We start from the raw sequence: 26,946 nt of genomic DNA, 5'->3' as shown, positions 1-26,946 counted from the left end.
TCGCCGTGACCGAGGTACTGACCGGGCTGATCAGCCGGCAGCAGTCACGCCTTCGACCCGATGCCGGCGGCCGACCGGAAGGACCCCATGAGAAACCGTTCATCCACCCGCAGGTTCCGCCTGCCCGACGGAAGGGCGTTCGACCGCGCCCTGGTCACGACAGGCGTCGGGATCCTGGCGACCGCCGCCGCCGTGACCGGACTCGCGCCGGGCACCAGCGCGGCGTCCAGCCACCGGGAGGCCCCGCTCATCTCGGGCGACCCCCGTGCGGACAACACGGACGTCTACGCGTTCACCAGCCCGGACAAGCCCGACACCGTCACGCTGGTGGCCAACTGGATCCCCTTCGAGGAGCCGAACGGCGGGCCGAACTTCTACCCGTTCGCCGAGGACGCCCGCTACCACATCAAGATCGACAGTGACGGCGACGGCCGCCCGGACACCACGTACACCTGGGCCTTCCGGAACCGCACCAAGGAAGCCGGCAGCCAGTTCCTGTACAACAAGGGCGTCGTCACCGGCTTCGACGACCCGGACCTGCTGTTCAAGCAGACCTACGACCTGCGCGTCACCCGCGCCGACGGCCGCACCCGCACCCTGCTGCACGATGCGCCCGTGGCCCCGTCCCGCGTGGGTCCCGCCTCGATGCCGGACTACGGCAAACTCCGCGACCAGGCCGTACGCCGGCTGCCGGGCGGCGGCAAGGCCTTCAGCGGCCAGGCCGACGACTCCTTCTTCCTCGACCTCCGGGTCTTCGACCTGCTCTACGGCGGGGACCTGAGCGAGCGGGGCAAGGACACGCTGGCCGGCTACAACGTCAACACGCTCGCCGTGCAGGTGCCCAAGAAGCACCTGGCGCTGGAGGGCGACGCCAAGCGCAACCCCGTCATCGGCGTGTGGTCCACCACCGACCGCAAGGGAGCCGGCGTCCTCGAGGGCCGGGAGGCAAAGCGGCACCACCGCTGGCGCCAGGTCTCCCGACTGGGCAATCCCCTGGTCAACGAGGTGGTGGTGCCCCGCAAGTACAAGGACGCCTTCAACGGCCTCTCCCCCGACCAGGACCGCACCGTGCAGCCGGTCGTCGACAAGGTCTACGACCCGATCCTGCCCAGGACCATCGAGAAGGTCTACGGCGTCCCCGCGCCCGAGACCCCGCGCGAGGACCTGGCGGAGATCTATCTGACCGGTATCTGCAAGGCGTGCGGTCCCATCAAGGCCGACCTCAACGCCCACCGCCTCAACAAGGACGCCGACCGGGACCGGATCGTCCCCGCGGAAGAGCTGCGACTGAACATGGGCGTCGCCCCGGCCGGAAAGCCCGACCGCCTCGGGGTGCTGGGCGGCGACCTGGCAGGCTTCCCCAACGGCAGGAGGCTGACGGACGACGTGGTCGACATCTCCCTGCAGGCGGTCGAAGGCGCAGCCCAGACGGGCAAGCTGGTCGAGGCGCTGGCGGACGGCGACCAGGTGGATGCGAACGACCGCGCCTTCGGGAAGACCTTCCCCTACGTGGCGCTGCCGCACACCAAGAGCGTGAACGAAGCCGGTTCCGGTGGCGGAGCACGGCAGTCCGCCGCCGGGGGTGACCGGGCGGCCTTCCTCGGCGTGCCGCAGGAAGCGGCCGCCCCGGCCGGGCTCGCCGCGCTCGGCGCACTGCTGCTGGGCGCCGGCGGTCTGCGCCTCCGGCGCCGCAGGTCCGGACGGGAGCACCGCACCACCGCGTGACCCGAACGCCCACCACGGACGGCCTGCGGACATCCGGTACCCGACCGGGACACGCAGGCCGTCCGTCCCCGCTGCCCCACCCCGCCACTGCCGACCTCCGGGGGTTCCGTGACCGCCGCACCACCGCACCGTCCCACCGACAGCGCCCCTCCCGCCCCGCAGGCCCCGGGGCGGCGAGCACGGCGCCGGCACCTGCGCAGAACCGGTGCCGTCCTCGCCCTGGGAACCGCGCTGTTCGCCGCAGGCGCCCTGGGACTCGCTCCGGACCGGGCCGACCCGCCCACGGGCGGGAGACGCGCCCCCGCCGCCTCCTCCGAGGACACCGCCCAGCGCCGGATCGAGGCGCTGCGGCAGCAGATCCGCCGCACCGGGAAGAACCCCCGGGCATGGGCCGAGCTGGGACTGGAGTACGTGCAGCAGGCCAAGACGACGGCCGATCCCGCCTACTACCCGAAAGCCGGGAAGTCGCTGCGCAGATCACTGGACCTGCAGCCGCGGGACAACTTCACCGCGGAAGTGGGGCTGGGGGCGCTGGCGGCGGGCCGCCACGAGTTCCGCGACGCACTGCGGTGGGCCCGCCGCGCGACGCGGACCAATCCGGCCAACGCGGCTGCCCGGGGAGTGCTGGGTGACGCGTACACCCAACTCGGCCGATACCGCGAATCCTTCCAGGCCGTCCAGAAGATGGTCGACCTCCAGCCCGGCACTCCCTCGCTCGCCCGCGCCTCCTACACATGGGAGCTGCGCGGCGAGACGGACCGGGCACGCGCCCTGATGCGCCGGGCGCTGAAGGCGGCGTCAGACCCCGGGGACACCGCCTTCGCGCGCTACCACCTGGCCGGGTTGGCCCTGCGGTCCGGTGCGCCCTCCACCGCGTTGCGGGAGGCGAACGCAGGACTGCGCAGTGTTCCGGACAATCCCGACCTCCTCGAAGTGCGGGCACGGGCCCGCACCGCACTCGGCCGGCCGGCCGCGGCCGTGGACGACTTCGAGCAGGCGATCGCCCACGTACCCCAACCGGCCTACGTGATCGCGCTGGGCGAGCTCCAGCAGGCACGGGGACACCTGGGGAAGGCACGTCGGCAATACGCCCTGTACCGGGCCCAGGAGCGGCTTCTGCAGCAGGCCGGGGTCCGGGACGACGCCGAGGCGGTGCTCTTCGAAGCCGACCACGGCGACGCCGACCGCGCGGTCGGGCTCGGGCGCCGGGCGGTGCACAGCCGCCCGTTCCTCGCCAGTCACGACGCCTACGCCTGGGCACTGCACCGGGCGGGCCGCGACCGCGAGGCGCTCTCGCACGCCGAGCAGGCCCTGCGCCTGGGGACCCGCAGCGCCCTCTACCTCTACCACCGCGGCATGATCCACCACGCTCTCGGGGACCACGCGGCCGCACGCACCGATCTGCGGGCGGCGCTGCGGACCGACCCGCACTTCCACCCGCTCCACGCACCGGCCGCACGCCGGACACTCACCAGGATCGGAGCCGAGGCATGAACGGCCGTACGCGGCGCGGGACTCCCCTGCAGGCCGGCGCGCGGGCGGTGGTCCTCGCCACCTCGGCGGCGCTGCTGCTCCTGGGCGGCGCGCCGACGGCGCAGGCCCATCCGCTGGGCAACTTCACCGTCAACCACTACTCCGGGTTCACGCTCTTCCCCGACCGGATCGACGTCACGGCCGTCGTCGACCGGGCCGAGATCGCGGCGGCCCAGGAGCTGCCGGCCGTCGACGCCGACGCCGACGGACGGACCTCCGCAGCCGAACGGACCAGGTACGCCCGCCGGCAGTGCGCCGAGCTGGCGCGGAAGGTCACCGCGCAGGTCGGCGACCGGAGAGTCCACTGGCGCGTGCGCGACAGCGCCTTCACCCGCCGTCCCGGACAGGCCGGGCTGCGGACCAGCCGGCTGCACTGCGACCTCACCGGCCCGGCCGACCTCTCCTCCCCCGCGCGGGTCGAGGTCACCGACTCCTTCGCGGGGACGAGCGTCGGCTGGCACGAGATGACCGCCGAAGGCAGCGGAGTGCGGCTGTCCTCGTCTCCGCTGCCGACGTCCTCCGCGACCGACGAGCTGCGGCACTACCCGGCGGACCTGCTCGCCGACCCCCTCGACCAGCGCTCGGCGACGCTGCGGACCGAACCGGGCGCCGGGGACGACGCTCCCGCCCTGCCCGCCGAACTGCCGGGCGCCGGGCCGCTGACCGCGGCGCTGACCCGGGTCACCGGCCTCTTCGACTCCCTCGTCGGCGCCGACACCCTGACCCTGCCGGTGGGACTGCTGGCACTGGCCCTCTCCCTGGTGCTCGGCGCGTCGCACGCGGCCATGCCCGGCCACGGGAAGACCATCATGGCGGCGTATCTGGCCGGACGGCGCGGCAGCGTGCGGGACGCGGTGACCGTCGGTGCGACAGTCACCTTCACCCACACCGCCGGTGTCCTGGTCCTCGGCTTCGCCCTTCCCCTGACGACCCGTCTGGCGGGCGAGTCGGTGCTGGGGTGGCTGGGAGTCGCCAGCGGACTGCTGGTCACCGGCATCGGTCTGGCGCTGCTGAAAGGGGCGTTGCGCAGCGGCGGCGACGGAATCGGCCACTTCCACGGGCACAGCCACGGGCACGGGCATGAGCACGGGCACGGGCATGAGCACGGGCACGGGCATGAGCACGGGCATGAGCACTCGCACTCCCACAGCCACGAGCACGGGCACGGGCACTCCCACAGCCACGGGCAGCACACGCCCGGACACCCGCACCCGGGTCAGCCGTACGCCGAGGGGACATCACACGGTGGTGTCGCCGTGCTGGCCCCCGCCACGGAGGACACCGAGCCCGACACGGACGCCGGGGCCCGCCCCGGCGCCGCTCCCCGGCCCGCCCGCGCCCACGCCCGGCGCGGCCTGATCGGTGTCGGGATCGCGGGCGGACTCGTCCCCAGCCCCTCCGCGCTCGTCGTACTGCTCGGGGCCGTGGCCCTGGGACGTACCGCCTTCGGCGTGCTGCTCGTACTCGGCTACGGGCTCGGCATGGCGCTCACCCTGACCGCGGCAGGTGTCGCGCTGGTGAAGTTCCGCGACGCCCTGACCGGCTCACAGCGCCTCTCCCGGCTGGCGTCCTCCCGGGTGGTCACCCGCCTCGGCCGCCGGGGCCCGGCGCTCACGGCCGGACTCGTGGTGGCTGTCGGCCTCGGGCTGACGGCCCGCGCCTTCTTCGGCGGGCCGTGAACGAGCGCAGAGGTGGTACGCGAAGCGGTTCCTGCTCGAGGCCCATCGTGCGCCCGGGAAGGTTCTTCAGCGCCCGCGCCATGCCCGCCGGGCGGCAGACGGATGTCCCGGGCGCGGAATCCGTTCGCCCCCTCTAGGGTGAAATGAGTGGATACAGCGTAGACACTCCGAGGTGCGACATGCGGGAGCGCGGCGAGAACGACGCTGAGCCGGATGAGCCGGACACGGGCGAGGACGAGCGTGACGTCTCCTCCGACGACGGCGAGCCTGAGGACGAGGAAGCGACTGACGCGGAGTGGGCCGAGGAGGACGAGGAGGAGCCTCTGGAAGGCGAACTCGCGGAATCCCCGTCGTCACAGTCGGCCGGCAGGTCCGACGACCCGGACGTTCTGCTGGACGTACCGCAACTGCAGGTCGAGGAGATCGATCTGCAGGTCGAGGATCTGCAGGCCCGGGTCTCGCTGCAAGCTGAAGTCCTGGACCTCCTCAAGCTCAACGTCGGCGCCGATGTGTCACTCGGCCGCGTCGAACTGGACATCAAAGGCGTGGAGGCCCAGGCCCTGCTCAAGGTTCGGCTCGACAACGTCGCGGCGATCGTGGGCAGGGTGCTGTCCACCATCGACCGCAACCCCCAGATCCTGGAGCAGATCACCTCCGGTGTCGGCTCCGCGGCGGAGAGCCTGGGCAGCGGCGCCGGGAAGGCGGTCGGCGAGCTGGGAGAAGGGGCCGGCGAAGCCGTCGAGGATGTGGGCAAGGGCGCGAGCAAGGCGGTAGAAGACGTCGGTCAGGGCGCAGGCGGAGCGGTGGAGGACGTCGGCAAGGGGGCGGGCGGCGCCGTCGAGGAGGTCGGCAAGGGCGCCGGGAAGGCCGCGGAAGACGTCGGCGAAGGCGCCGGAGAGGCGGTGGAAGAGGTGGGAGGCACGGCCTCCGAGACCGCTGGGGCGGCCGGGCGTGCGCTGAAGAGTTCCACGGGCGGACAGTCCGGCAGGAGCTCGGGGCGCGGATCGGGGGCCGAGAGCCGGACCACGAAGAAGAGCTCCGGCTCCAGGAGCAGAGACGAATCCGCCGGGCGGACGTCGCACAAGGGCAAGTCCTCGTTCCGCGGCCGGGAGCGGGAACGGCCGCCATGAACGTCGGCCCCGGACATCGAGGCCGCCTCCGAGGTGGAGGCCGACCGATGTTCCCGAGGTTCTGGTGGGCCGGAGAGGTGCCCGGGAGCGGCGCGGCACCGGACGTCGGTCTTCCGCGCGGTGCGCCGGCGCCTGTCGCACAATCCACCGGCGTAGAGGGGACCGCGCACCGCGTGCCGTCTGAGCGCCCGGCGGTCCGCAGTCCCCACGACCGCGGGCTCCCGCGCCCGTGGGCTGTCGAGCCCGGTCTCCCGGTCTCTTGCCAGCCGTCAACGCTTGCCCGTGGCGTTGCGGTACACGCCCTGGGAGAAGTTCGCCTCGACCGCGGCCAGGCGCAGGGCCTCGATGGTGTCGATCTGTCCCAGGGCTCGCTCGAGCAGCTGACCGATCCGGTCCTCGTCCAGCGCGTCTTCATGCTGTGCCACCCGTAGCAGGGTGCGCCAGAGCAGAGTCTTGCCCTCGACCCCCAGCCTCAACGTCTCCAGTTCCATGAGGCTGCTCAGCCCGGATGTGCTGTGCAGCACGCCGTTGGGCTTCAGGCGCTCCAACAGCTCGGCCGCCCCGCCGCCGTAGATCTTGTAGCGGCGGGCGGGCAGGCCGAGAGCGCCCATGATCGTCAGCAGGGACTTCCGGTCGTCCGCGATCTGTTCGGCGAGGTGCTCCAACTCGGCACCGTGCACCCCGCTCCGGCCCCGGCGGGAGATCCGACGCGCGAGTCCGGTACCGAAGGTCGCGCCGGCCAGATGGTCGTTGAGGTAGATCGCCAGCTTGTCGGCATGCATTGTGACCCTTCCCAGGCTGTTGTGGGATCTCCAGGAGCATGCACACTTCGACGGCCGGCCTGTGGGGCGCCTCGGAGCCGTGGTGACCGGCCGCCTGCTGCCGCGGGCCCCCGGCCGGGTCGCGAGGCGGAGCCGGCAACCGACACCGGCAACCGACAGGGCGGCCCCGGATCGTGGACCCGCGCCTCCGGCCCCTGCAGCGCCACACCGGCTCGGGAGGCCGGGCATCGGCGATGGCCGGTTCCGGCGAACGGTGGGGAGCACGTGCAGAGGGACGGCCGCCCCCTACCGCCGACCCTCGTCCTCTTCCTCGCCGTCCTCTTCCTCGCCATCCTCTTCCTCGCCGTCGTCCTCGTCGCTCTCCTCGTTCGCACCCGGTTCTTCGTCCCCGCTGTCCTGCTCCTGCTGCTCCTCCTGCACCACCTGGTCATGACTGCGGACGACCTCGCCGTCGCGGATCTCGCAGCGCCAGCCCTCCACTTCTTCGGCCTGAAGGGTGACATAGCGCTGGAAGTGCTTGAGGTCGAGCCGAAGGCGGCGGCCCTGAGCCCGCCAGATGTTGCCGAGCTTCTCGAAGAAGCCGGAAGGGTAGTACTCCACGACCACCGTGACGCGCGTCAGATTCTCGTCGAGGCGGTGGAAACTGACCGCACCGCTGGTGGTTCCCTTGGATCCCTCAGATGTCCACACGATCCGCTCGTCCGGCACCATCTCCAGGGTGGTGGCCTTCCAACTGCGGGTGGACGGCCAGACGCGGACCTTCCAGTCGGTAGTGGTCTCGTCCTCGTCGTCCACCGACACGTTGCTGACCCCGTTGGTAAAGATGCCGAAGTCCTCGAACTGCGAGAAGTGGTTGTAGACGACGCGGAGCGGACGGCCGATGTCCACGTGCTCGATGATGTTGATGGCCTTGAGGTCGCCTGCTTCGCTGCTGCCGCCGTCCATACCGACCGCTTCCTTGGCCTTCCCCACCGCCTTGTCCTTGGCGCCTTCGGCCTTCTCCTTGACGACGGCCTTGACCGGGTTCTCACCCTTGGCCGCGGCCTCCGCGGCGCCGGCGAGGGCGCCACCGCCCTCGCCGCCCGACAGCAGCTTGCCGAGCCCACCGCCTCCGTCCGCCACGCTCTCCAGCCTGTCCGTGACTTTGCTGACGGCCTGCTTGCCCATCGCCCCCAGGAACTCCAGGAACTGTTCACGAAGCTGGTCGAGAGGAGAGGGGCCACCCTCCTCCGGCTTCGCCTTCTCCGACTGTCCGGCCACACCACTCACCTCCTGCGGCTCGAACGGGCGGCGGACTTCTTGTTCGATGCGCCGGCGGTCTTCTTGACGGACGAGCTCTCCGTCCTCCGTCTGCTCGACCGGGCGGACGGCGTCTGCTTGTCGGTGCCGGAGCTCCTCGCCGGCCGACGGGTGCCGCCGACCGATTTGGCGGGCGCCTTCCTCGCAGGCTTGCGCCGCGGCTCCTCGGGCTCTTCCTCCGGCTCTTCCTCGGGCTCCTCGTCCCGGTCTTCCTCGTCCTCGCCGCTCTCCTCCTCACCGTCCGCCTCCTCCTTGGCGCCCAGGCTCGCGGTGCGGCCGCGGAGCGACTCGGTGAACGACTCGATGCGCCTGTTGGTGACCGCGCTGAGGGCCGTGCGCGCGCTGCCCACCAATTCCTCCTGCACCTGCTCGGTGAGGGCCGCGAACTGCGGAGTCTCGGAGACCTTCCGTACGCCCTTGCTCACCAGTTCCTGCGGGTCGAATCCCAGCCGGCGCCCGGCAACCACGGAGCCGAGGACGAGCGCGAGCTTCGCCTTCCTCGTCCTGCCGAGCAGGTATCCACCGGCGACGGCGGCGATGACCGCCTTTTTGCAACTGTCTTCCATAGCTGATTCCTCGGGCTCGTTCGGCTGGTACCCCATGCCTTCGCGGGTCTCGGAACGGTTCGGAAAGGCGCTGCACCAGTGGCGAAGCGGATCACCGCCGCGGGTGTCCGCTCTCCCGGGAAGCGGGGGACGCACTGCGTCCCCCGCACCGGTCCGGCGTCCTCGCGGAACGGCTCTGCTGAACGCTGAGCCGCGGCGGGCGGGCCTGCGGACGGCGCCGGAATGTGCCGCGCGATCGGTCCCGTACGCGTGTACGCGCGCCCACCGGAACGGCGTAGCCCGCGGCGAAGCGTCTGGTGCTGCCGGAGCCGGTTCACACCTCGATCACACTGAGGGCCAGGCATATGCCTATTGTGTGCATATACCCTTCTCGGCCGCATATCGTGGTGTGCATAGGGGTCACAGGCCCGCACCTCCGCGACTCGAGGCAGGCCGAAGGCGTCCGCCGGGGTCGCGGGACAGCCGGCTGGAAAGGGCGCCCGCACGTCCCGCGCGGCCGAGGGGGCAAGGGTGGCTCGTCGCCGGATCCGCGCTTCCGCCGCGTCTAACGCAACGAACGTCCGACCGCCGCGCCGCTCTCCTCGCCGCCCTCTTCGTCCTGCTCGTCCTCCTGGAACGCGACATCGGGGATGACGATGTTCACCTCCGCGACCTCGAAACCGGTGGTCTTCTCCACCGCGGAGATCACGTGCTCCCGGACACGCTGGGCGACACGGTGGACCGGCTCGCCGTACTCCACGACGACGCTCAGGTCTATCGCAGCCTGCTGCTCACCGGTCTCGACGGACACACCCTGCTGAGCAGCGCTGCCCTGGCCCCCGATACGCCGGCGCACCGCGCCGGTGGCACGCGACCCTGCTCCACCGAGGGCGTGGACGCCTGACACTTCACGGGCGGTGATACCGGCCGTCTTCGCAACCACCGTGTCGGAGACGGTGGTGGTGCCCCGGTCCTTCGGGTCCTTCTGGATACCGTCAGCCATGATGCACCTCCAAGGGCCGGATCGCCGGGGCCCCGTCGGCCGGGTGCATTGCGTCCGTCCCGGCTGATCGGCCACACTCCCCACCTTCCGCCCGCGACGGCATGAACGCCAATCCAGGTCCGACAGCCCGTCTCCACCCGAAAAGACTCCGCCGAACTGCAGTGATACCTCGCCGGTGCCGTCTCGGCTGATCCGCGCCTCTCCTGGGCAGGCCAGCCACCGGAAACGCGGCCGCCTCTCCCCTGCCGAGCCGTCCGGCCCCGTCGTCGGACATGTACACAACGCAACCGCGGGTGCACAGAGCCCACCCCATGCGTGCGTACGCCCGGGTGGAAGTTGCCGTCGAGGGGGATGCGCCGCGCTCCTCGTCGGCGCACCGCAGGGACGGAACATCAGAAGGCCGCCAGCGGGTTCGTCCGCGCACAGCACCGGGCCGTCCCGCACGGACGTTGCGGGACGGCCCGGGCGCCGGGGTGTGCCGTGCCGGCGCGGTTCGACGACGGGGACGCAGGCCATGCGGAGCCGCTCCCCCACCGTGAGGAGGCGTCACGCGGCAGTCGGTGGCGTCCTACCTCGCACTCAGCACTCGCCGCGCCACACGACCTTCTGGACGACGAGCGTGCGGTAGGCGGTCCATTTGTACTGGCCGGGACCGGGGTTGTAGTGGAAGCAGGAGGTGGCGGTCCCTTCGTACCAGTAGGTCATGTCGACGTGATCGGCGCCGGGGTAGGCGTAGCCGTTGTTGAACACGGACCTGAAGGCGACGCTGCCGCTCCAGTTGCCCGCCGTCCTGAGCACCAGGGAACCGGTCTGGTCCGGCCCGCTCCAGGCGCAGAAGTAGCCCTTGGGGCAGCCGGGCGGGCTGGCCTCGGCGGAGGCGGTGGGCGCCAGGCCGATGATGCCGGCTAACGCGCCGGAGGCGGTGAGAGCTGCGACGGTCGACTTGCGCATCGGATGTCCTTCCGGGACTGATTCGGGAGTGCGCGCCGGTCGGTGGCGCTGTGCGGTCGATACCCGGTCACCATGGTTCGTCCCTTCCCCTCGGTACACGCGGCGCGCAGCAGCCTCCGCGGGGCAGAGCCGAACACTCGTCAGGGCCCGTCGGCCCCTCAGTTGGACACTCGGCAGCTCTCCGGGGTTGTGCTTCCGCGCCGGGTCCGAACCGCTTCCTTGCGTCGCCCCCGGGCAGGCGTCCGGGGCCGTCAGTCCGCCGGGTGGGAGCCCGGGGTGTGCCCGAAGGTGCGCCGGAAGACGTCGATGAACGCGCTGGTCGACGACCAGCCGCAGCGGTGGGCCACCGCGGTGACCGGCTCCTTCTCGGCCAGCAGGACCAGGGCCTGTTGGAGCCGCAGTTGGGTGCGCCACTGCGGGAAGGTCATGCCGAGGTCGCCGCGGAACAGCCGGGAGAGGGTGCGCTCGCTCGCGCCGACCTGGCGGCCGAGTTCGGCGAGGGTGCGGTCGTCGGCCGGATCGGCGCGCAGGATCCCGCACAGTGCGCGCAGTGCGGGTGCGGACGGGGCCGGCAGATGCAGCGGCTGTTGCGGGGAGGCGCGCAACTGGTCGAGCAGCACCGCGCGGAGCCGGGCGCGTTCGGGGCTCTCGTCGTCGGGTGCGCGGGTGTAGGCGATGATCAGCTCACGCAGCAGCGGGCCCACGGCGAGCACCGTGGGGGCGTCCAGGTGGAGCGGGTTGTCGGTCGCGGGCAGCCCCACCAGGTGCAGATCGAGCTCCCCCCGGGCCTCGTGGGCGTGCACCGTGCCGGCCGGCACCCAGATGGCCCGGTTCCCCGGGGCGACCCAGGAGCCGGAGCCGGTCGTGACGAGCAGCACCCCGCGCCCGGCGTAGACGATCTGGTGGTCGTCGTGCCGGTGCGGGTCGATCGCGCCACCGGAGGCGAGTCGCCGGGTGTGCGTCGGAGCGATCGGTGTATGGCGGGTCTCCGTCATTGTTCGGCAGATTATCGGAAGTCCGACAGCCGCGCCGACCCGGAGCATGGCGCTGTGCGAAGAAACCTCTCGATCACTCTGCTGTCCGTCGGGCACGCCTGCGTCGACGTCTACCAGGGGGCTGTCGCGTCCCTGGTCCCGTTCTTCGTCGCCGAGCGCGCCTACGGCTACGCCACCGTCTCCGGCCTGGTGCTGGCCGCCTCCCTGCTGTCCTCGGTGGTGCAGCCGGCGTTCGGCGCCCTGACCGACCGCTGGTCGATGCCGTGGCTCCTGCCCGTCAGCACACTGGTGGGCGGCGCGGGCATCGCGCTGAGCGGAACCAGCGGCTCCTACGGTGCGACCGTGCTGTTCGTGGCCGTCTCCGGGATCGGTGTGGCCGCCTATCATCCCGAGTCCGCCCGGATCGCCCGGATCGCGTCCCGCGGCAGCCACAGCGCCATGGGGTGGTTCTCCACGGGCGGCAACCTCGGCTTCGCCCTCGCCCCGCTGCTGGCCGGCGCGGTGGTGGGCGCCGGCGGACTGCGCCTGACTCCGCTGCTGGTGCTGCCCGCGCTCGCCGGGAGCGTGCTGTGCCTGCCGGTGCTGCGCGCGCTGGGACGACGGCACACTGCCGGGGTCTCCGCGGCGCGGACGGACGGAGGCGACGACAGGGCCGCGTTCGTGCGGCTGTCGCTGGCCGTGGTGTGCCGCTCGATCGTCTTCGTGGGACTGAGCACCTTCCTCTCCCTGTACGCGCAGCAGCGGATGGGCGGCGGGTCCGCGGCGGGCACGGCGGCCCTGTTCGTGCTCTACCTCGGCGGCGCGGCCGGCTCCGTGCTGGGCGGCACCCTGGCGGGACGCTGGGGGCGGGTCACCGTCGCCCGCCGGTCCTACCTCCTCGCGACGGGCGCGGTCGCGGGTGTGCTGGTGGTGCCGGGTCCGGCCCTGTACCTGTGCGTGGCGCTCACGTCGGTCGGTCTCTACGTGCCCTTCTCGCTGCAGGTCACCCTGGGCCAGGACTACCTGCCCTCGCGGGTCGGCACCGCGGGCGGGATCACGCTCGGACTCGCCGTCAGCGTCGGCGGCCTGGCCGGTCCCCCGCTGGGCGCCCTCGCCGACGCGACTTCACTGCGGACCGCACTGTCCCCGCTCGTCCTGATGCCGGTGCTGTGCTGGCTGCTGTTCCGCACACTGCCGGAACCGGACGCACCGCTCCCGGCATCCGGACCGCCCGGGGACCCGGACGCCACGGAGGCGGGGCCGGGCGCGAGGGAGGCGGGCGCGGCGGAGGCGGGCGCGGCGGAGGCGGAGCCCGGTCGGCGGTCCGGCCTGAGCTGAGCCGAGCCGCTCCCGTTCGGCAGGGGCGCCGCGGAGGAGCGCACCTGAGCTGCCCCGGCCGCGCTCAGCGACGGCGGGCGGGGCTCTCAGGGTCTCTACGACCGCGTCGGCCGGACCAGTGCCTGGGCGACGACGGCGTTCTCCCCGTCGAAAGTGACAGCGAACTCCGTGGTGGACGCCGGGCGGGCGGCTGGTCAGTGACTGCCGTTCAGCTGCCCGGCAAGCTGCTCGTGCATGGTGGCGCTCGGCTCGTTCAGGCCGATGATCGTGACCTGCTTGCCGCGCTCGGCGTACTTGGTCTCCACGGCGTCGAGAGCGGCGACGGAGGAGGCGTCCCAGATGTGTGCGTCGGACAGGTCGATGACGACGTCGTCCGGGTCGTCCTTGTAGTCGAACTGGTAGACGAGGTCGTTGGAGGAGGCGAAGAACAGCTCGCCGGTGACGGCGTAGACGACCTGCGTGCCCTCGGGGTCGACGACGCCGGTGACTTCGGCGAGGTGGGCGACCCGCTTGGCGAAGATCACCATGGCGGTGACCGAGCCGACGACGACGCCGATGGCGAGGTTCCCGGTGGCGACGACCACGATGACCGTGATGGCCATGACCGCGATCTCGCCGGCCGGCATGCGCCTGAGGGTCTTGGGCTGGATCGAGTGCCAGTCGAAGGTGCCGACGGCCACCAGGACCATGACCGCGACGAGCGCTGCCATCGGGATGTCGGAGACCACGGGACCGAAGGCGATGCACAGCACGAGCAGGAAGGCCCCGGCCAGGAAGGTGGACAGGCGGGTGCGCGCGCCGGACGTCTTCACGTTGATCATGGTCTGGCCGATCATGGCGCAGCCGCCCATCCCGCCGAAGAAGCCCGTGACGATGTTGGCGACGCCCTGGCCCACCGACTCGCGGGTCTTGTTGGAGTGGGTGTCGGTGATGTCGTCGACCAGCTTGGCCGTCATCAGGGACTCCATGAGCCCGACCAGCGCGAGCGCGAGGGCGTAGGGGGCGACGACGGTGAGCGTGTGCAGGGTGAGGGGCACATCGGGCAGGCCGGGGACGGGAAGGGAGCCGGGCAGCTTGCCCTTGTCGCCGACCGTGGGGACGGCGATACCCGCGGCAAGGGTGATCACCGTGAGGATGATGATGGACACAAGCGGTGCGGGCACCGTCCTGGTGAGCTTCGGGAAGAGGACCATCAGCAGCAGTCCGGCCGCGATCAGCGGGTAGACGGGCCATGGCACGTGCGTCATCTCCGGCACCTGGGCCATGAAGATCATGATGGCCAGGGCATTGACGAAGCCCACCATCACGCTGCGGGGGACGAACCGCATCAGCTTGGCGACGCCGAGAGCCCCGAGGATCACCTGGAAGACACCGCCGAGGATGACGGCGGCGATCAGGTAGCCCAGCCCGTACTCGTGGTTCAGCGGTGCGACGACAAGGGCGACGGCGCCGGTGGCGGCCGAGATCATCGCCTTGCGGCCGCCGACGAAGGAAATGACCACGGCCATGACACAGGCGGCATACAGGCCGACCTTCGGGTCGACGCCGGCGATGATCGAGAAGGAGATCGCCTCGGGGATCAGCGCGAGGGCCACCACCAGACCGGCCAGCACCTCGGTGCGCAGCACCTTGGGCGAGGCGAGCCATTCCGGCTTGGACAGGCGCAGCTTGGCAGCTGCGGGCAGCGGTGAGGACATGCAACCGTTTCTGTTCAGGCGTGCGTCCAGGCCGTGGACGCACGCGCGTCGTTCTGGCTCCGCAAGGAGTGGGATCCCCCGGCGGCCCGGCCGCCTCGGCGGGGTCGCCGGACCGGGGCGGCAACCGCGCGGTTGCCGATCGGGCATCATTGCCCGGAAGACTCGGGCGCCGCCGGGCCCCCGCCGGGGCCTTCGCTACGGCGAGATCACCTCTTACCGTGTACGGGACGGCGGAGGCGAACACCTCGAAACTCTACTCTGACGTGAGGGCAGAGTGCGACCCGTGGGCTGTGAATTGCAGGTGGAACCCCCTCAAGATCCTGTGATTCATCTCACGCACACGCGAAGTCGCCCCGTCTTCGAAAACAGCGAATGACAGAAGGAGAAGACGCGGCCATGAGTGAGCGGCAGATGCAGATCGGTGAGGTCGCCGAACGGACCGGTTTGTCGCTGCGCACCATCCGCCACTACGAGGAAGTCGGCCTCGTCATCCCCTCCGCCCGCAGCAAGGGCGGGTTCCGGCTCTACACCGAGGCAGATGTCGAGCGCCTGATGGTCATCCGCCGGATGAAACCGCTGGACTTCTCCCTGGAAGAGATGCGGGACCTGCTGGAGATCACCGACCGGTTCGCCGCCACGGACGACCCACCCGCCGACGAGGAGCGCGAGCGGCTCCGCGAACGGCTCGACGCGTACCACAAGATGGCTGACGCACGCTGCGAGACGCTGCGCGCCCGCCTGGAGATGGCCGAGGAATTCGCCTCCACCCTGCGCCGCCTGGGTTCGTAGAGCCGCAGGGTGAGCGGGCACGGCGGGCTGGTCCGGCCGGGGCCCCGGCTGCGGGTCAGCGCCTCTCCCGGGCCGGGCGGGGGCGGTTGAGGGCTTCGGCGCCGGACGCGTCGGTGGCACGTGCCCCCGTGCACGCCGCCGGCTCTGCGGCGCGAGCGGGCCACCGCCTGACGGCAACGCGCTGCCGTCAGGCGGTGGCCGTGGTGTACGCCGACCACCTGCCCGACCGGCTCAGCACACTCCGTGCTTGCGCAGCACCCGCCGCTGGGCGCCGGTCAGCTTCGTCGGGAAGTAGAGGTAGCAGATGCCGCCGGTGCCGCCGACGACCTTGCCGTCGGCGTTCTTGCGCTTGGTCCGCAGCCAGATGTTCTCGAACTGCCGCCGCTGGTAGACGTGCCGGACCGAGGGGTCGTCCGGTGAGTTGGGGTCGTTGGCGATGACGTCGCCGGAGGCGGTGAAGCCGATGACGGTCATCAGGTGGCCCGAGGTGCCGTATCCGGCGCCGTCCAGTTCGGACTCGAGGAAGGACTGGGAGGTGATCAGCGGGATGCCCGCCGCGACGAGTTCCTCGGCCTCGTTCAGCGAGTTCATGCGGGTGACGACCGCGTTCATGTCCCGGTAGGTACTGGCGTAGGCGCCGTTGAAGGGCCAGTTGCCGCAGCCTTCGTACCGGTAGTCGAAGGTGTACCGGGCGGCGTGGCAGACCTGCGGGTCGGCGTAGTCGGGGTTGACCCAGGCCAGGTCCTCGGCGCTGGGTTCGCGGCCCCAGTACTCGATGATCATCTGCGAGGAGGTGGGGCTGCACCACGCCTCTCCCCCGTTGTCGTACTCGGGGTACTGGCCCTTGTGGATCTCCTGCGAGTAGCGCGGCACCTTCAGCTCGACGGCCCTGCCGAGGCCCGGCTCGGAGGCGGGGACCTCGAAGCGGTCGGGCACGTCGGAGCACATCGCGCCGGCCCGCCAGACGGTGGGGGTGGCGCGGCTGCCCGGGGCCCGGTAGAGGGTCAGGCGGAGCCGGTAGGACGTCAGGCGGAGCCCGGTGGCGGGGTCGTCCACGGCGAAGGTGTCGGTGTAGATGGTGCTCTTGCCGTCCTTCTGGCTGCCGACCGAGGTGCGGCGCGGTACGTCGTCGCCGTCGCCCGAGGTCCAGATGCCCATGGTGTACCAGGGCGTGTGCCCGCCGTCGGAGTAGCTGCCGCGCAGCTCGACGCGGATCCAGGTGCCCTCGGGGGTGTGGGCGTTCCAGGAGGCGATGGCCTCGCTCGCGGGGACGGCGCAGGTGTGGCGCGGCGAGGTCCAGGTGGCGTACTCCCAGTCGGCCTTCCTGCCGGTGTGCGGATCGGTGTAGGAGGTGGTGCCCGCGGGGTCCCCGAGCACGATGCCGGGGCGCCTGCCCGACCGCACCCGGGTGCCGTCGGCGGCGCCCGCGGCCCAGTCGCGCCGGGCGGCCCAGTCGTGGAACTCCACCTGTCCCGCCTTCCCGGGTCGGCCCGGCCGGGGCGGGCGGCCGGGGTGCGGCGCGCCGGTGGTTCCACTCGTCCGGGCGTCGGCTGCCAGAGCGGTGGGGACCGCGCCCGCCGAGGCGGCCACGGCGACGGCGGCGGCCAGGACGGTACGGCGGTTGGCGGATCTGCTGGTCATGCGAAGTGCCCCCAGTCGTGGGTCGGTGCGGTGGTGCCTCACGGTGGTGCTCGGCGTCGTACGCGGTCCTGCCCTGCGGTCCGGTCCGGGCCGTACCCGGAAGCCAACTATCGCGGCTCGGCGGGGCGCGTGCCAGGGCTTCGGCCGCTCGGCATGCCGCCGTCATTGGCCGAGACCAGTGACACACCGTGGCCGCCCGTCAGGCGCGGGCGCGTTCCGCACAGCTGTGTGAACCGGGACGTACGCTGGGAGGATGCCTGCTCCGCTCCCGCTCGACGCGCTCGCCGGCCGGCTCGCCGCGCTGCCCGCCTCGTGCGGGCCGGTGCGGCTGGTCGGTGTGGACGGGCATGCCGGGTCGGGCAAGACGACCCTGGCCCGGGAGCTGGCGGAGCTGCTGGGCGGGGCGCCGGTGCTGCATCTGGACGACCTGGCCTGCCACGAGGGACTGTTCGACTGGACGGAGCGGCTGACCCGGCAGGTCCTCGAACCGCTGGAGCGGGGGGTGCGCGCACGCTACGTGGTCTACGACTGGGTGGCGGGCGCGTTCACGGCGGAGGCCGGGCTGACGCCCGCGCCGGTCGTCCTCGTCGAGGGCGTGGGGGCGGGACGGGCAGCGTTGCGGCCCCGGCTGGCTTCGCTGCTGTGGGTCGAGATGGCGGCCGCGGACGCGTGGCGGCGCGGGCGGCACCGCGACGGCCCGGCGCAGCGGGACTTCTGGGCGCGGTGGATCCCCGCGGAGCGCGCGCACTTCGCGGCCGACCCGTCGCGCCCGTTCGCGGACTTCCTGGTCCGCGAAACGGGCCGGGGACGCACGGGGTACGAGGTGCGGGAGAGGCGTGGCGAGACGCCGGGCCCGCCGCTGAATATGACGCTCCGTATAAGCGACGGCCGTTGAGGGCATGCTGTCGGTACGGTGTGCAACCGAGCGGCTTGACCATCGGCGCGGGACCGATTAGTTTTCCAACAGGCGGTCTGCGCAGGCCGTCTTCAGACGCGAAGCCCCCGGTTGTTCCCCCGTGACCGGGGGCTTCGTTCTGCCTCGGAATACCCGAAGCGGAACAAGAGACTCACATTTCTCTCACCCTCTGTATCGGTTCTACGGTTACCCTTCCGCGCCGGATCCCCCCTCGCATCCCGCCGCGACAGGCCGTTCCGCGCGCCCGGAAGCCGGGTAGACCGCCCTTCGACAGCGCCCTGAGCACGGGTACGATGCGGAACAGCGTGGGAACCCCGGGTGATAACCGGCAGATGACGGGGGACATTTCGTGGGGGACGTGATGAACTTCGGCACGCAGGACCCCCAGGGCCTGCACGCCCCGGCCGAACTCGCCTGGCTGCGCGGGGTGGACGCGTACACCATCGGCGGATACGCGCAGGCCGAGGAGGAGTTCCGCACCGCGGTGCGGCTCGATCCGGGGATGGCCGACGCCTGGCTGGGCCTGCACGCACTGCGCGCCGACACCGCGACCGCGCTGCTGCGGATGCACCACCACCGGGAACGCTTCGGCGAGCAGCGCGCCCGGCACGGGCGCACCCTCAACTCCTGGTACTGGCTGGGCTGGTGGGTGCAGCCGGTGCTGGAGTACGAGCGGGACCTGCTGCTGGCGCACGCCTCGCACTGGCTGGACGGGCGCCACGTCGCCGAACTCGACCGCGCCCTGGCGGGCTGCCCCCCGGTGGACGCCGACCCGCAGGTGCGGTTCCTGCACGCCTGCCGGGCCTACCTGGCCAAGGACTGGGAAGGGCTGGTCGCGCACACCGAACCGCTGGTGGACGATCCCCTGCTGGGCATCGAGGCCGGGCTGTTCGCGGGCATGGCCCGGGTCCGGCTGGAGATGTACGGGCAGGCCGAACCGCTGCTCGCGGCCGCACTGATGCGCTGCCGCAGCGAGCAGCCGCAGCGCAAGGAGCTGCGCTACTGGCTGGCCCGCGCCCGGGAGGGCACCGGGCGCAGCGCGGCGGCACTGCCGCTCTACCGCGCGGTCCACCGGATCGACCCGACGTTCATGGACACGGCGGCCCGGCTGACGACGATCGCGGACAGCGACGGTGGCGGCGGCACGGCGGAGGATCTGGCGGCCGCCGTGCTCTCCGGCTCGCTGGGCGGCCCGGACCGGACCGCGGCCCCGGAGCTGTTCGACAGAGGCGCCGAGCCGACCGGCGACCCGGCACAGCCCGCCGATCCGGCGGATCCCACCGACGGGGCCGCAGCCGAGGACGGCCGCTCCCTCGGGGGCTCGGGGTTCCAGGACGGCAGCGCACGCCGCAAGGACCCGGGCGGGCCGCCGGGCACCGGCGGCGGGGAGCCGGAGGCGGCGGACGACGCCGGGGCCGCCGACCCGCTGATGGACCCGGAGGCGGACGCGCTGCGCCTGGAGGACTCCGGCGACCCGGCCGAACCGGTCCGCGTCGACGCGGGCGTGCTGCGCGGGCGGGCGGCCGCCGGGGACGGCAGAGTACCGGCCGGGCCCTCGGACCCGGTGCTGCTGGCGCAGGCCCTGGAGGAGCTGGAGCGGATGGTCGGCCTGGAGCCGGTCAAGCGCCAGGTCCGGGCGCTCTCCGCGCAGTTGCACATGGCGCGGCTGCGGGCCGGTCAGGGGTTGCCCGTCCAGCCGCCGAAACGGCACTTCGTCTTCTCCGGCCCCTCCGGGACCGGCAAGACCACGGTGGCGCGCATCCTGGGCCGGGCCTTCTACGCGCTGGGGCTGCTGGGCGGCGACCATCTGGTCGAGGCGCAGCGGGCCGATCTGGTGGGCGAGTTCCTGGGGCAGACGGCGGTCAAGGCCAACGAGCTGATCGACTCGGCGCTGGGCGGCGTGCTGTTCGTCGACGAGGCGTACGCCCTCTCCAACTCGGGTTACTCCAAGGGCGACGCGTACGGCGACGAGGCGCTGCAGGTGCTGCTCAAGCGGGCGGAGGACAACCGGGACCAGCTGGTGGTGATCCTGGCGGGCTACCCGGAGGGGATGGACCGGCTGCTGGCGGCCAACCCGGGGCTCTCCTCCCGATTCACGACCCGGGTGGACTTCCCCAGCTACCGGCCGCTGGAACTGACGGCGATCGGTGAGGTGCTGGCCGCCGACAACGGCGATGTCTGGGACGAGGAGGCGCTGGAGGAGCTGCGCAGCATCAGCGGGCACGTCGTCGACCAGGGCTGGATCGACGAGCTGGGCAACGGCCGTTTTCTGCGCACCCTCTACGAGAAGAGCTGCGCCTACCGGGATCTGCGGCTGTCCGGCTACGCGGGCACCCCGTCCCGCGACGATCTGGCGACACTCCGGCTGCCCGACCTCATGCAGGCGTACGGCGAGGTGCTGTCGGGGCGGGGGCCGGACGGCTCTCCGCCGGGTGCGCAGCCGCCGCCGGGTTGACGACGCCCTCCGCGCCGCCGCTCCGGGCGTCCGGGAGCTGCCGGGCACCCGGCAGGGCACCTCCGGCGCCGGCGGACGGCGCGGGGGCCGGGCCGGACCCGGGGCCGCCCTGGTCGGCGTGGGCGGGATCGTGCACCTCGCCGACCAGGATCTCCAGCACGTCCTCCAGCGCGGCCACTCCCAGCACCCGCCCGGCGGCGTCGGCGACGGCGGCCAGGTGCGAGGCACCGGCCCGCATGGCGGTCAGCGCGTCGTCCAGCGGCAGCTCGCCGCGCAGCGTGGCGATCGGGCGCCACAGCCGCTGCGGCACGGCCCGGTCGGCTTCCTCCAGATCGAGCACGTCCTTGACGTGCAGATACCCCAGGAAGCCGGCGTCCTCGGCACGCACCGGGAAGCGGGAGTAGCCGGTGCGCACCGTCAGCTCCTCCACCTGGCGGGGGGTGACGTCGGTGCCGACGGTGACCAGCTCGGTGCGGCCCAGCAGGACATCGGTCAGCGGCCGGGAGCCGAGTTCCAGCGCGTCGGCCAGCCGCTCGTGTTCGTCCGGTTCCAGCAGGCCTGCCTGGCGGGAGTCGTCCACCAGCTGGTTGAGCTGTTCACTGGTGAAGGCGGCCGCCACCTCGTCCTTGGGCTCGACGCGGAAGAGCCGCAGGACGAGGGTGGCGCACGCCCCGAGCGCGGCGGTGACCGGCCGGGTCAGCCGTGCGAAGGCGACCAGTGCGGGGCCCAGCCACAGCGCGGTGCGCTCGGGCGCCGCCATCGCCAGGTTCTTGGGCACCATCTCGCCCACGACCAGGTGGAAGAAGACCACCACGGCCAGCGCGAGCACATAGCCCACCGGGTGCACGAGCGCCTCGGGGAGCCGGGCGGCGTGGAAGGCGGGCTCCAGCAGGTGGGCCAGCGTCGGTTCGGCCACCGCTCCCAGCGTCAGCGAGCAGACGGTGATCCCGAACTGCGCGGCGGCCATCATCTGCGGCAGCGTCTCCAGCCCGCGCAGCACGCGCCGGGCGCGCACCGATCCGCCGGCCGCGAGCGGCTCGATCTGGCTGCGGCGCACCGAGACCAGCGCGAACTCGGCACCGACGAAGAAGCCGTTGGCGAGCACCAGCAGTGCGGCGAAGAGGAGTTGCAGCACACTCATGACGCCACCGCCTGCACGCTCCGGGCCGGCTGCCGGGATGCGCCGTCGGCCGGGCCGGCCGGAGCGGCGGGGCGGGTGGCGGCGCGGGAGTCGGGAGCCACGATCCGGACGCGTTCGGCGCGGTGGTGCGCCACGTGCCGTACTCGCAGCTGCCACTCCGGACCGTCCTGGCCGGCCCGCGGCTGCGGCACCCGCAGCCGGGCGGTGTCGCCCGGCACCGGGATGCGGCCCAAGAGGTCGGCGACGAGTCCGGCGACGGTCTCGTAGGGGCCCTCGGGGACCTCCAGGCCGATGCCGCGCAGGGCGCCCACCCGGCAGCCGCCGTCCGCCTCCCAGGCCGGGCGGCCCTCCGCTTCGGCCGGTGCCGGGGCCAGTTCGGGCAGTTCGTCGTAGAGCTGTCCGTCGTGTTCGTCGCGCACCTCGCCGACGATCTCCTCGACGATGTCCTCCAGCGTGACGACCCCGGCCGTCCCGCCGTATTCGTCCACGACCACGGCGATGGGCTGCTCGCTGCGCAGCCGCGCCAGCAGCGGGCGGACGGGGAGCGTCTGGGGGACGAGCAGCGCCGGGAGGGCGATCCGGGCGGCGGGGGTGTGCAGCCGCCGGTGCGCGGGCACGGCGAGCGCGTCCTTGAGGTGCACCATGCCCACCACCTCGTCCAGGGTGTCCTGGTAGACGGGGAAGCGGGAGAGGCCGGTGGCACGGGTGAGGTTGAGGACGTCCTCCGCGGTCGCCGCGGCCTGCAGTGCGCCGACCCGGACCCGGGGCGTCATCACGTGCTGGGCCGTCAGCCCGCCCAGCGCCAGGGTGCGCACGAACAGGTCGGCGGTGTCCTGTTCGAGGGCCCCGGCACGGGCCGAGTGGTGGGCGAGGGAGACGAGTTCACCGGGGGTGCGCGCGGAGGCCAGTTCCTCGGCCGGCTGGACTCCGAAGAGCCGCACCAGGCGGTTGGCCGCCGCGTTCAGGCCCGCGATGACCGGCCGGAACGTGCGGGAGAAGAGGCGCTGCGGACCGGCGACGAACCGGGCGACCGCCAGTGGCCGGGAGACGGCCCAGTTCTTGGGCACCAGTTCGCCGACGACCATCTGGACCGCGGAGGCGGTCAGCATCCCGATGACGACGGCGATTCCGCCGACGGCGCCGGCCGGTGTCCCGAGCGCGCCCAGCGGTCCGCTCAGCAGCCGGGCCAGCGCGGGCTCGGCCAGCATGCCGGTGACCAGGGAGGTGAGGGTGATGCCGAGCTGGGTGCCGGAGAGCTGGAAGGAGAGCTCGCGCAGCGCCAGGACGACACCGCGCGCCTTGCGGTCGCCCTCGGCGGCGGCGCGTTCGGCTTCGGGTCTCTCGACGGTGACGAGCCCGAACTCGGCCGCGACGAAGAAGCCGTTGGCGAGTACGAGCAGGAACGCCACACCGAGCAGGACGAGCGGGAGGGTCATGCCACGCCCCCGTGGAGACGGGACGCGGCGCATGTACTACAGGACGATCCGTCCATCGCTGGAGGGTCTCACTCCTCGGTTCGCAGGTGCCCGCGCGAGCGCGGGGCGGCTCACGCCGGTGTGCTCCAGAGTAGACACTGGGCCGCACCTCGCGAAGACGCGCGGCGCCGCGCCGGGGTTGCCGCCAGAGGCGGCCGGGCCGCTACTTTCCGGCCTCGGGCCCCGTCCCGCCCGCGGCATCGCCCGGTACTCCGTTCGGGGCGGCGTCGGGGACGCCCTTGAGGTCGACCAGTGCCCGCAGGGCTCGCGCGTCGGCGAGGGCCTGCTGCTTGGCGATGCCCGGCTGGATGCCCATCGCGGGCAGGCTGGTGCCGTCGGCCAGATCGAGCGAGACCCAGGGGTCGCCGGGCCGCAGATGGACGGCGAGCACCTGCGCCCATTCGAGGCGCCGCTTGGTGGTGAGGTTGACGACCGTCACCGCGTCCTCGTCCGCGGTCACCCGGGGGCGGCTCAGCAGCACCAGCACGCCGAGGAAGAGCGCGGCGGTGCAGATGAAACTGGCCCGCTCGCCGCCGCCGAGCTGGAGCATCAGCGAGATCGCGGTGATGACGACGAACGCGGCGAGCCCGGCGCTCAGCAGCACCGCGCGGGTGCGGGTGGGCCGGAAGGTGACGGGAAGCGCGGGCACCCGGGGGCTGTCGGTCATGAGCGTGCTCCGGTGGCGGTCACAGGCGGCAGGCGTGGATGCCCGTGGTGAGGATGGCGCGGGCGCCCAGGTCGTAGAGGTCGTCCATGATCCGCTGCGCCTCGGTGGTGCGCACCATGGAACGGACGGCCACCCAGCCCTGGTCGTGCAGCGGGGAGATCGTCGGGGACTCCAGTCCGGGGGTGAGCGCGACGGCCTGCTCCAGGTGCTCGGCCCGGATGTCGTAGTCCATCATCACGTAACTGCGGGCCACCAGGACGCCCTGGAGACGGCGCAGGAACTGCTGCACCTTGGGCCCGTGCGGATCGGCTCCGGTCCGGCGGATCACGACGGCCTCGGACTCCAGGATCGGCTCTCCGGCGATCTCCAGGCCCGCGTTCCGCAGCGAGGTCCCGGTCTCCACGACATCCGCGATGACCTGGGCCACACCCAGCTCGATGGCCGTCTCCACCGCGCCGTCCAGGTGGACGACCGAGGCGTCGATGCCCTTGTCCGCCAGGTGTTTGGCGACGATGCCCTCGTAGGAGGTGGCGACCGTCAGCCCGGCGAGGTCGTCGAGGGTGCCGACGGTGCCGGGCTTGGCCGCGTAGCGGAAGGTGGAGCGGGCGAAGCCGAGCGGGAGCACCTCCTCGGCCCGCGCCCCGGAGTCCAGCAGCAGGTCGCGGCCGGTGATGCCGATGTCCAGCCGCCCGGAGCTGACGTAGATCGCGATGTCGCGGGGGCGCAGGTAGAAGAACTCGACGTCGTTCTCCGGGTCCACCAGCACGAGTTCCTTGCTGGCCTTGCGCTGCTGGTACCCGGCCTCATGCAGCATCTCCCCCGCAGGTCCGGAGAGGGAACCCTTGTTGGGGACGGCGATGCGCAGCATGCGGGAGCTTCCTTTGTTCGTGCGGCGGCGGAGAGCGTGCGGTCTCAGAGGTGAGCGTATACGTCGTCGAGGGAGAGGCCCTTGGCGGCCATGAGCACCTGCAGATGGTAGAGGAGCTGCGAGATCTCCTCCGCGGTGCGCGCGTCGCCCTCGTGCTCGGCGGCCATCCAGACCTCGGCGGCCTCCTCCACGATCTTCTTGCCGATGGCGTGCACGCCCTGCGCGGCCAGCTCGGCGGTACGGGAGGTGCCGGGGTCGCCGGTGGCGGCCTTGTGCTGCAGCTCGGCGAAGAGCTGCTCGAATGTCTTGTTCGCCATGGTGCCTCTCACCCTACGCGGTGGCGGGGAGCGCTCAGCGCCAGGGCTCCGCGACGGTGCGCAGCGTCGCGGCGGTCGCCACGGCGGCCGTCACCGCTTCGTGCCCCTTGTCCTCGCTGGAGCCGGGAAGTCCCGCGCGGGCCACGGCCTGCTCCTCGTCGTCGCAGGTCAGCACGCCGAAGCCGATCGGGACGCCGGTGCGCACCGACACCTCGGTGAGCCCCTGGGTGACGCCCTGGCAGACGTAGTCGAAGTGCGGGGTGCCGCCCCGGACGACGACGCCGAGCGCCACGATCGCGTCGTAGCCGCGGTCGGCCAGGACCTTGGCGACGACGGGCAGCTCGAAGCTGCCCGGGACGCGCAGCAGGGTGGGCTCGTCGATGCCCAGTTCGCGCAGCGCGCGCAGGGCGCCGTCGACGAGGCCGTCCATGACCTGCCGGTGCCACTGCGCGGCGACCACGGCCACCCGCAGGTCCTGGCAGTTCTTGACGGTCAGTTCGGGTGCGCCCTTGCCGCTCACGGTGCTCCTCGTGCGTGTGTCGTGTGCTGTGTGGTGGTGGTGCTGCCGGTGTCCCGCGATCCGCGCGGACGGGGAGCCCACGCGGATCCGGGTCCGCGCGGCTACTGGGTGCCGCAGGGTGAGCTGCGCTCGGCGTCCAGCCAGGGCAGGTCGTGGCCCATCCGGTCGCGCTTGGTGCGCAGGTAGCGCAGGTTGTGCTCGCCCGCCTGCACGGGCATCGGCTCCCGTCCCGTGACGCGCAGACCGTGCCGCTCCATCGCGGCCGTCTTCTCCGGGTTGTTCGTCATCAGCCGCAGGGACCGCACTCCCAGGTCGGTGAGGATCTGCGCGGCGGCCGCGTAGTCGCGGGCGTCGGCCGGAAGCCCCAGTTCGAGGTTGGCGTCGAGGGTGTCGCGGCCCCGCTCCTGCAGTTCGTAGGCGCGCAGCTTGGACAGCAGCCCGATGCCCCGGCCCTCGTGGCCGCGCAGGTAGAGCACCACACCGCGGCCCTCCTGCTGGACGCGTTCCAGGGACGCCTCCAACTGGGGCCCGCAGTCGCACCGCTGGGAGCCGAAGACATCGCCCGTCAGGCACTCGGAATGCACTCGTACGAGCACGTCCTCGCCGTCGGCGGGGTGCCCGGGGTCACCCGGGCCGGTGAGGTCACCGGCGACGAGCGCGATGTGCTCCACCCCGTCGACGACGGAGCGGTAGCCGTAGGCGCGGAAGTCGCCGTGCCGGGTGGGCAGCCGGGTCGTCGCCTCGCGCCGCACGGTGGGCTCGGCGGAGCGGCGGTAGGCGATCAGGTCCTCGATGGAGATGATCCGCAGCCCGTGCTTGCGTGCGAACGGGACCAGTTCGGGCAGCCGCAGCATGGTGCCGTCCTCGCCGGCGATCTCCACGATGGCGGCGGCCGGGCGCAGCCCGGCCAGCCGGGCCAGGTCGACGCCCGCCTCGGTGTGCCCGGCGCGGGCGAGCACACCACCGGGCCTGGCCCGCAGCGGGAAGGCGTGCCCGGGGCGGACGAAGTCGGCCGGTACGGTGCCGGGGTCGGCGAGCAGCCGGATGGTGGCGGCGCGGTCGGCGGCGGAGATGCCGGTGGTGACGCCGTGCGCGCCGGTGGCGTCGACCGAGACGGTGAAGGCGGTGCCCATGGACTCGGTGTTCTCGGCGACCATCTGGGGCAGCGCGAGCCGGTCGAGGTCGGCCCCTTCCATGGGGGTGCAGATCAGGCCGCGGCACTCGCTCATCATGAAGGCGACGGTCTCGGCCGTGATCAGCTCGGCGGCGACCACCAGGTCGCCCTCGTTCTCCCGGCTCTCGTCGTCGACGACCACGACCGGGCGGCCCTCGGCGATGTCGCGGACCGCTTCCTCGACGGGGTCGAGCGCGAGCCCGAACACCGCCCCGGGGTCGGCCGGTTCCGCCTCGGACGGGGGACGCGGGGCGGGAGGCGCGTCGTACCAGTTCGGCAGCGCGGTCATGAGCGTGCTCCTTCCTTGCGGTGCGCCCGGGCGGCGGG

General features: G+C 72.4%; 23 protein-coding genes. 8 read left to right on the top strand and 15 right to left on the bottom strand.

Translation table 11 applies throughout. The features are described 5' to 3' along the window. Window positions 1-87 precede the first annotated feature (87 nt). From A949_RS0111740 to A949_RS39010, 4 genes are all read left to right on the top strand, one after another. Window positions 88-1,725, top strand: a complete 1,638-nt coding sequence (locus tag A949_RS0111740) for a DUF4331 domain-containing protein (RefSeq protein WP_019356206.1) — start codon at window positions 88-90, stop codon at window positions 1,723-1,725. A gap of 108 nt (window positions 1,726-1,833) precedes the next feature. Beyond that, on the top strand, window positions 1,834-3,219 hold the full coding sequence (locus A949_RS39505) for a tetratricopeptide repeat protein (protein WP_019356205.1): 1,386 nt from the start codon (window positions 1,834-1,836) through the stop codon (window positions 3,217-3,219). Then, window positions 3,216-4,937: a nickel/cobalt transporter gene (locus tag A949_RS0111730; protein ID WP_019356204.1), complete on the top strand. Its 1,722-nt coding sequence runs from the start codon at window positions 3,216-3,218 to the stop codon at window positions 4,935-4,937. The genes A949_RS39505 and A949_RS0111730 overlap by 4 nt, the downstream gene beginning before the upstream one ends. Before the next feature lie 179 nt (window positions 4,938-5,116). After that, on the top strand, window positions 5,117-6,067 hold the full coding sequence (locus A949_RS39010; RefSeq protein WP_019356203.1) for a hypothetical protein: 951 nt from the start codon (window positions 5,117-5,119) through the stop codon (window positions 6,065-6,067). A gap of 269 nt (window positions 6,068-6,336) precedes the next feature. Here A949_RS39010 and A949_RS33165 read toward each other — a convergent pair whose 3' ends face one another. From A949_RS33165 to A949_RS0111690, 6 genes are all read right to left on the bottom strand, one after another. Next, on the bottom strand, window positions 6,337-6,849 hold the full coding sequence (locus A949_RS33165) for a hypothetical protein (RefSeq protein WP_019356202.1): 513 nt from the start codon (window positions 6,847-6,849) through the stop codon (window positions 6,337-6,339). Between the two features lie 285 nt (window positions 6,850-7,134). Further along, the gene (locus tag A949_RS0111715) at window positions 7,135-8,109 is read right to left on the bottom strand and encodes an SRPBCC family protein (protein WP_019356201.1); all 975 of its coding nucleotides are present in this window, start codon (window positions 8,107-8,109) and stop codon (window positions 7,135-7,137) included. A gap of 5 nt (window positions 8,110-8,114) precedes the next feature. Then, window positions 8,115-8,714, bottom strand: coding sequence for a hypothetical protein (locus A949_RS0111710; RefSeq protein WP_019356200.1), 600 nt, complete (start codon window positions 8,712-8,714; stop codon window positions 8,115-8,117). 544 nt (window positions 8,715-9,258) lie between these two features. Then, window positions 9,259-9,696, bottom strand: a complete 438-nt coding sequence (locus A949_RS33160) for an Asp23/Gls24 family envelope stress response protein (protein ID WP_051019466.1) — start codon at window positions 9,694-9,696, stop codon at window positions 9,259-9,261. A gap of 579 nt (window positions 9,697-10,275) precedes the next feature. Next, window positions 10,276-10,647: a peptidase inhibitor family I36 protein gene (locus A949_RS0111695; protein WP_019356197.1), complete on the bottom strand. Its 372-nt coding sequence runs from the start codon at window positions 10,645-10,647 to the stop codon at window positions 10,276-10,278. Between the two features lie 251 nt (window positions 10,648-10,898). Next, entirely contained in the window at window positions 10,899-11,642 is a 744-nt protein-coding gene (locus A949_RS0111690) for a helix-turn-helix transcriptional regulator (RefSeq protein ID WP_019356196.1), read from the bottom strand. 54 nt (window positions 11,643-11,696) lie between these two features. On the opposite strand from A949_RS0111690, the gene A949_RS0111685 reads away from it, so the two are divergent. Continuing rightward, window positions 11,697-12,959 carry an MFS transporter gene (locus tag A949_RS0111685; protein WP_019356195.1) on the top strand — a complete coding sequence of 421 codons (1,263 nt, stop codon included), beginning with the start codon at window positions 11,697-11,699 and terminating at the stop codon, window positions 12,957-12,959. Between the two features lie 194 nt (window positions 12,960-13,153). Here the strand turns inward: A949_RS0111685 and A949_RS0111680 are convergent, their stop codons facing one another. Then, a complete protein-coding gene (locus A949_RS0111680) occupies window positions 13,154-14,656 on the bottom strand; it encodes a SulP family inorganic anion transporter (protein ID WP_019356194.1) in 1,503 nt (500 codons plus the stop codon). Between the two features lie 396 nt (window positions 14,657-15,052). On the opposite strand from A949_RS0111680, the gene A949_RS0111675 reads away from it, so the two are divergent. After that, a complete protein-coding gene (locus A949_RS0111675; protein WP_019356193.1) occupies window positions 15,053-15,445 on the top strand; it encodes a MerR family transcriptional regulator in 393 nt (130 codons plus the stop codon). A 231-nt stretch (window positions 15,446-15,676) separates the two neighbouring features. On the opposite strand, the gene A949_RS0111670 is transcribed toward A949_RS0111675, so the two are convergent. Next, window positions 15,677-17,086 carry a peptidase C39 family protein gene (locus A949_RS0111670; protein WP_019356192.1) on the bottom strand — a complete coding sequence of 470 codons (1,410 nt, stop codon included), beginning with the start codon at window positions 17,084-17,086 and terminating at the stop codon, window positions 15,677-15,679. 253 nt (window positions 17,087-17,339) lie between these two features. On the opposite strand from A949_RS0111670, the gene A949_RS0111665 reads away from it, so the two are divergent. Further along, window positions 17,340-17,981, top strand: a complete 642-nt coding sequence (locus tag A949_RS0111665; RefSeq protein ID WP_019356191.1) for a uridine kinase family protein — start codon at window positions 17,340-17,342, stop codon at window positions 17,979-17,981. A gap of 382 nt (window positions 17,982-18,363) precedes the next feature. Beyond that, window positions 18,364-20,457, top strand: a complete 2,094-nt coding sequence (locus tag A949_RS0111660) for an AAA family ATPase (protein ID WP_051019469.1) — start codon at window positions 18,364-18,366, stop codon at window positions 20,455-20,457. On the opposite strand, the gene A949_RS0111655 is transcribed toward A949_RS0111660, so the two are convergent. The 7 genes from A949_RS0111655 to A949_RS0111625 all read right to left on the bottom strand — a co-directional run bounded on the left by A949_RS0111655 (window position 20,378) and on the right by A949_RS0111625 (window position 26,908). Continuing rightward, window positions 20,378-21,598: a hemolysin family protein gene (locus A949_RS0111655; protein ID WP_019356189.1), complete on the bottom strand. Its 1,221-nt coding sequence runs from the start codon at window positions 21,596-21,598 to the stop codon at window positions 20,378-20,380. The genes A949_RS0111660 and A949_RS0111655 overlap by 80 nt on opposite strands. Continuing rightward, the gene (locus tag A949_RS0111650; RefSeq protein ID WP_019356188.1) at window positions 21,595-23,034 is read right to left on the bottom strand and encodes a hemolysin family protein; all 1,440 of its coding nucleotides are present in this window, start codon (window positions 23,032-23,034) and stop codon (window positions 21,595-21,597) included. The genes A949_RS0111655 and A949_RS0111650 overlap by 4 nt, the downstream gene beginning before the upstream one ends. Before the next feature lie 202 nt (window positions 23,035-23,236). Beyond that, window positions 23,237-23,740 (bottom strand): PH domain-containing protein, encoded by a 504-nt coding sequence (locus tag A949_RS0111645; RefSeq protein WP_019356187.1) that lies wholly within the window; start codon window positions 23,738-23,740, stop codon window positions 23,237-23,239. A 19-nt stretch (window positions 23,741-23,759) separates the two neighbouring features. Next, a complete protein-coding gene (gene hisG, locus A949_RS0111640) occupies window positions 23,760-24,608 on the bottom strand; it encodes an ATP phosphoribosyltransferase (protein ID WP_019356186.1) in 849 nt (282 codons plus the stop codon). Between the two features lie 44 nt (window positions 24,609-24,652). Then, window positions 24,653-24,925 (bottom strand): phosphoribosyl-ATP diphosphatase, encoded by a 273-nt coding sequence (locus A949_RS0111635; protein ID WP_019356185.1) that lies wholly within the window; start codon window positions 24,923-24,925, stop codon window positions 24,653-24,655. Between the two features lie 34 nt (window positions 24,926-24,959). Then, complete coding sequence (gene ribH / locus A949_RS0111630) at window positions 24,960-25,445, bottom strand: 6,7-dimethyl-8-ribityllumazine synthase (protein WP_019356184.1); 486 nt, start codon at window positions 25,443-25,445, stop codon at window positions 24,960-24,962. A 101-nt stretch (window positions 25,446-25,546) separates the two neighbouring features. Next, window positions 25,547-26,908: a bifunctional 3,4-dihydroxy-2-butanone-4-phosphate synthase/GTP cyclohydrolase II gene (locus A949_RS0111625; protein WP_019356183.1), complete on the bottom strand. Its 1,362-nt coding sequence runs from the start codon at window positions 26,906-26,908 to the stop codon at window positions 25,547-25,549. Window positions 26,909-26,946 lie beyond the last annotated feature (38 nt).

The organism is Streptomyces sp. AA1529, assembly GCF_000280905.1.
Classification (GTDB): Bacteria; Actinomycetota; Actinomycetes; order Streptomycetales; family Streptomycetaceae; genus Streptomyces.
The sequence above is the reverse complement of the archived record's forward strand: the minus strand, read 5'-3'. Positions and strand labels throughout refer to the sequence as shown.

Bases quoted from the DNA above. Each gene is read 5' to 3' on its own strand.
- A949_RS0111665 (WP_019356191.1), top strand. From the start codon at position 17,340: ATGCCTGCTCCGCTCCCGCTCGACGCGCTCGCCGGCCGGCTCGCCGCG.
- A949_RS0111740 (WP_019356206.1), top strand. From the start codon at position 88: ATGAGAAACCGTTCATCCACCCGCAGGTTCCGCCTGCCCGACGGAAGG.
- A949_RS33165 (WP_019356202.1), bottom strand. From the start codon at position 6,849: ATGCATGCCGACAAGCTGGCGATCTACCTCAACGACCATCTGGCCGGC.
- A949_RS0111695 (WP_019356197.1), bottom strand. From the start codon at position 10,647: ATGCGCAAGTCGACCGTCGCAGCTCTCACCGCCTCCGGCGCGTTAGCC.
- A949_RS0111675 (WP_019356193.1), top strand. From the start codon at position 15,053: ATGAGTGAGCGGCAGATGCAGATCGGTGAGGTCGCCGAACGGACCGGT.
- A949_RS0111690 (WP_019356196.1), bottom strand. From the start codon at position 11,642: ATGACGGAGACCCGCCATACACCGATCGCTCCGACGCACACCCGGCGA.
- A949_RS0111710 (WP_019356200.1), bottom strand. From the start codon at position 8,714: ATGGAAGACAGTTGCAAAAAGGCGGTCATCGCCGCCGTCGCCGGTGGA.
- A949_RS0111660 (WP_051019469.1), top strand. From the start codon at position 18,364: ATGAACTTCGGCACGCAGGACCCCCAGGGCCTGCACGCCCCGGCCGAA.
- hisG (WP_019356186.1), bottom strand. From the start codon at position 24,608: ATGCTGCGCATCGCCGTCCCCAACAAGGGTTCCCTCTCCGGACCTGCG.
- A949_RS0111625 (WP_019356183.1), bottom strand. From the start codon at position 26,908: ATGACCGCGCTGCCGAACTGGTACGACGCGCCTCCCGCCCCGCGTCCC.
- A949_RS0111670 (WP_019356192.1), bottom strand. From the start codon at position 17,086: ATGACCAGCAGATCCGCCAACCGCCGTACCGTCCTGGCCGCCGCCGTC.
- A949_RS0111730 (WP_019356204.1), top strand. From the start codon at position 3,216: ATGAACGGCCGTACGCGGCGCGGGACTCCCCTGCAGGCCGGCGCGCGG.
- A949_RS0111655 (WP_019356189.1), bottom strand. From the start codon at position 21,598: ATGAGTGTGCTGCAACTCCTCTTCGCCGCACTGCTGGTGCTCGCCAAC.
- A949_RS0111650 (WP_019356188.1), bottom strand. From the start codon at position 23,034: ATGACCCTCCCGCTCGTCCTGCTCGGTGTGGCGTTCCTGCTCGTACTC.
- A949_RS39010 (WP_019356203.1), top strand. From the start codon at position 5,117: ATGCGGGAGCGCGGCGAGAACGACGCTGAGCCGGATGAGCCGGACACG.
- A949_RS33160 (WP_051019466.1), bottom strand. From the start codon at position 9,696: ATGGCTGACGGTATCCAGAAGGACCCGAAGGACCGGGGCACCACCACC.
- A949_RS0111680 (WP_019356194.1), bottom strand. From the start codon at position 14,656: ATGTCCTCACCGCTGCCCGCAGCTGCCAAGCTGCGCCTGTCCAAGCCG.
- A949_RS0111645 (WP_019356187.1), bottom strand. From the start codon at position 23,740: ATGACCGACAGCCCCCGGGTGCCCGCGCTTCCCGTCACCTTCCGGCCC.
- A949_RS0111635 (WP_019356185.1), bottom strand. From the start codon at position 24,925: ATGGCGAACAAGACATTCGAGCAGCTCTTCGCCGAGCTGCAGCACAAG.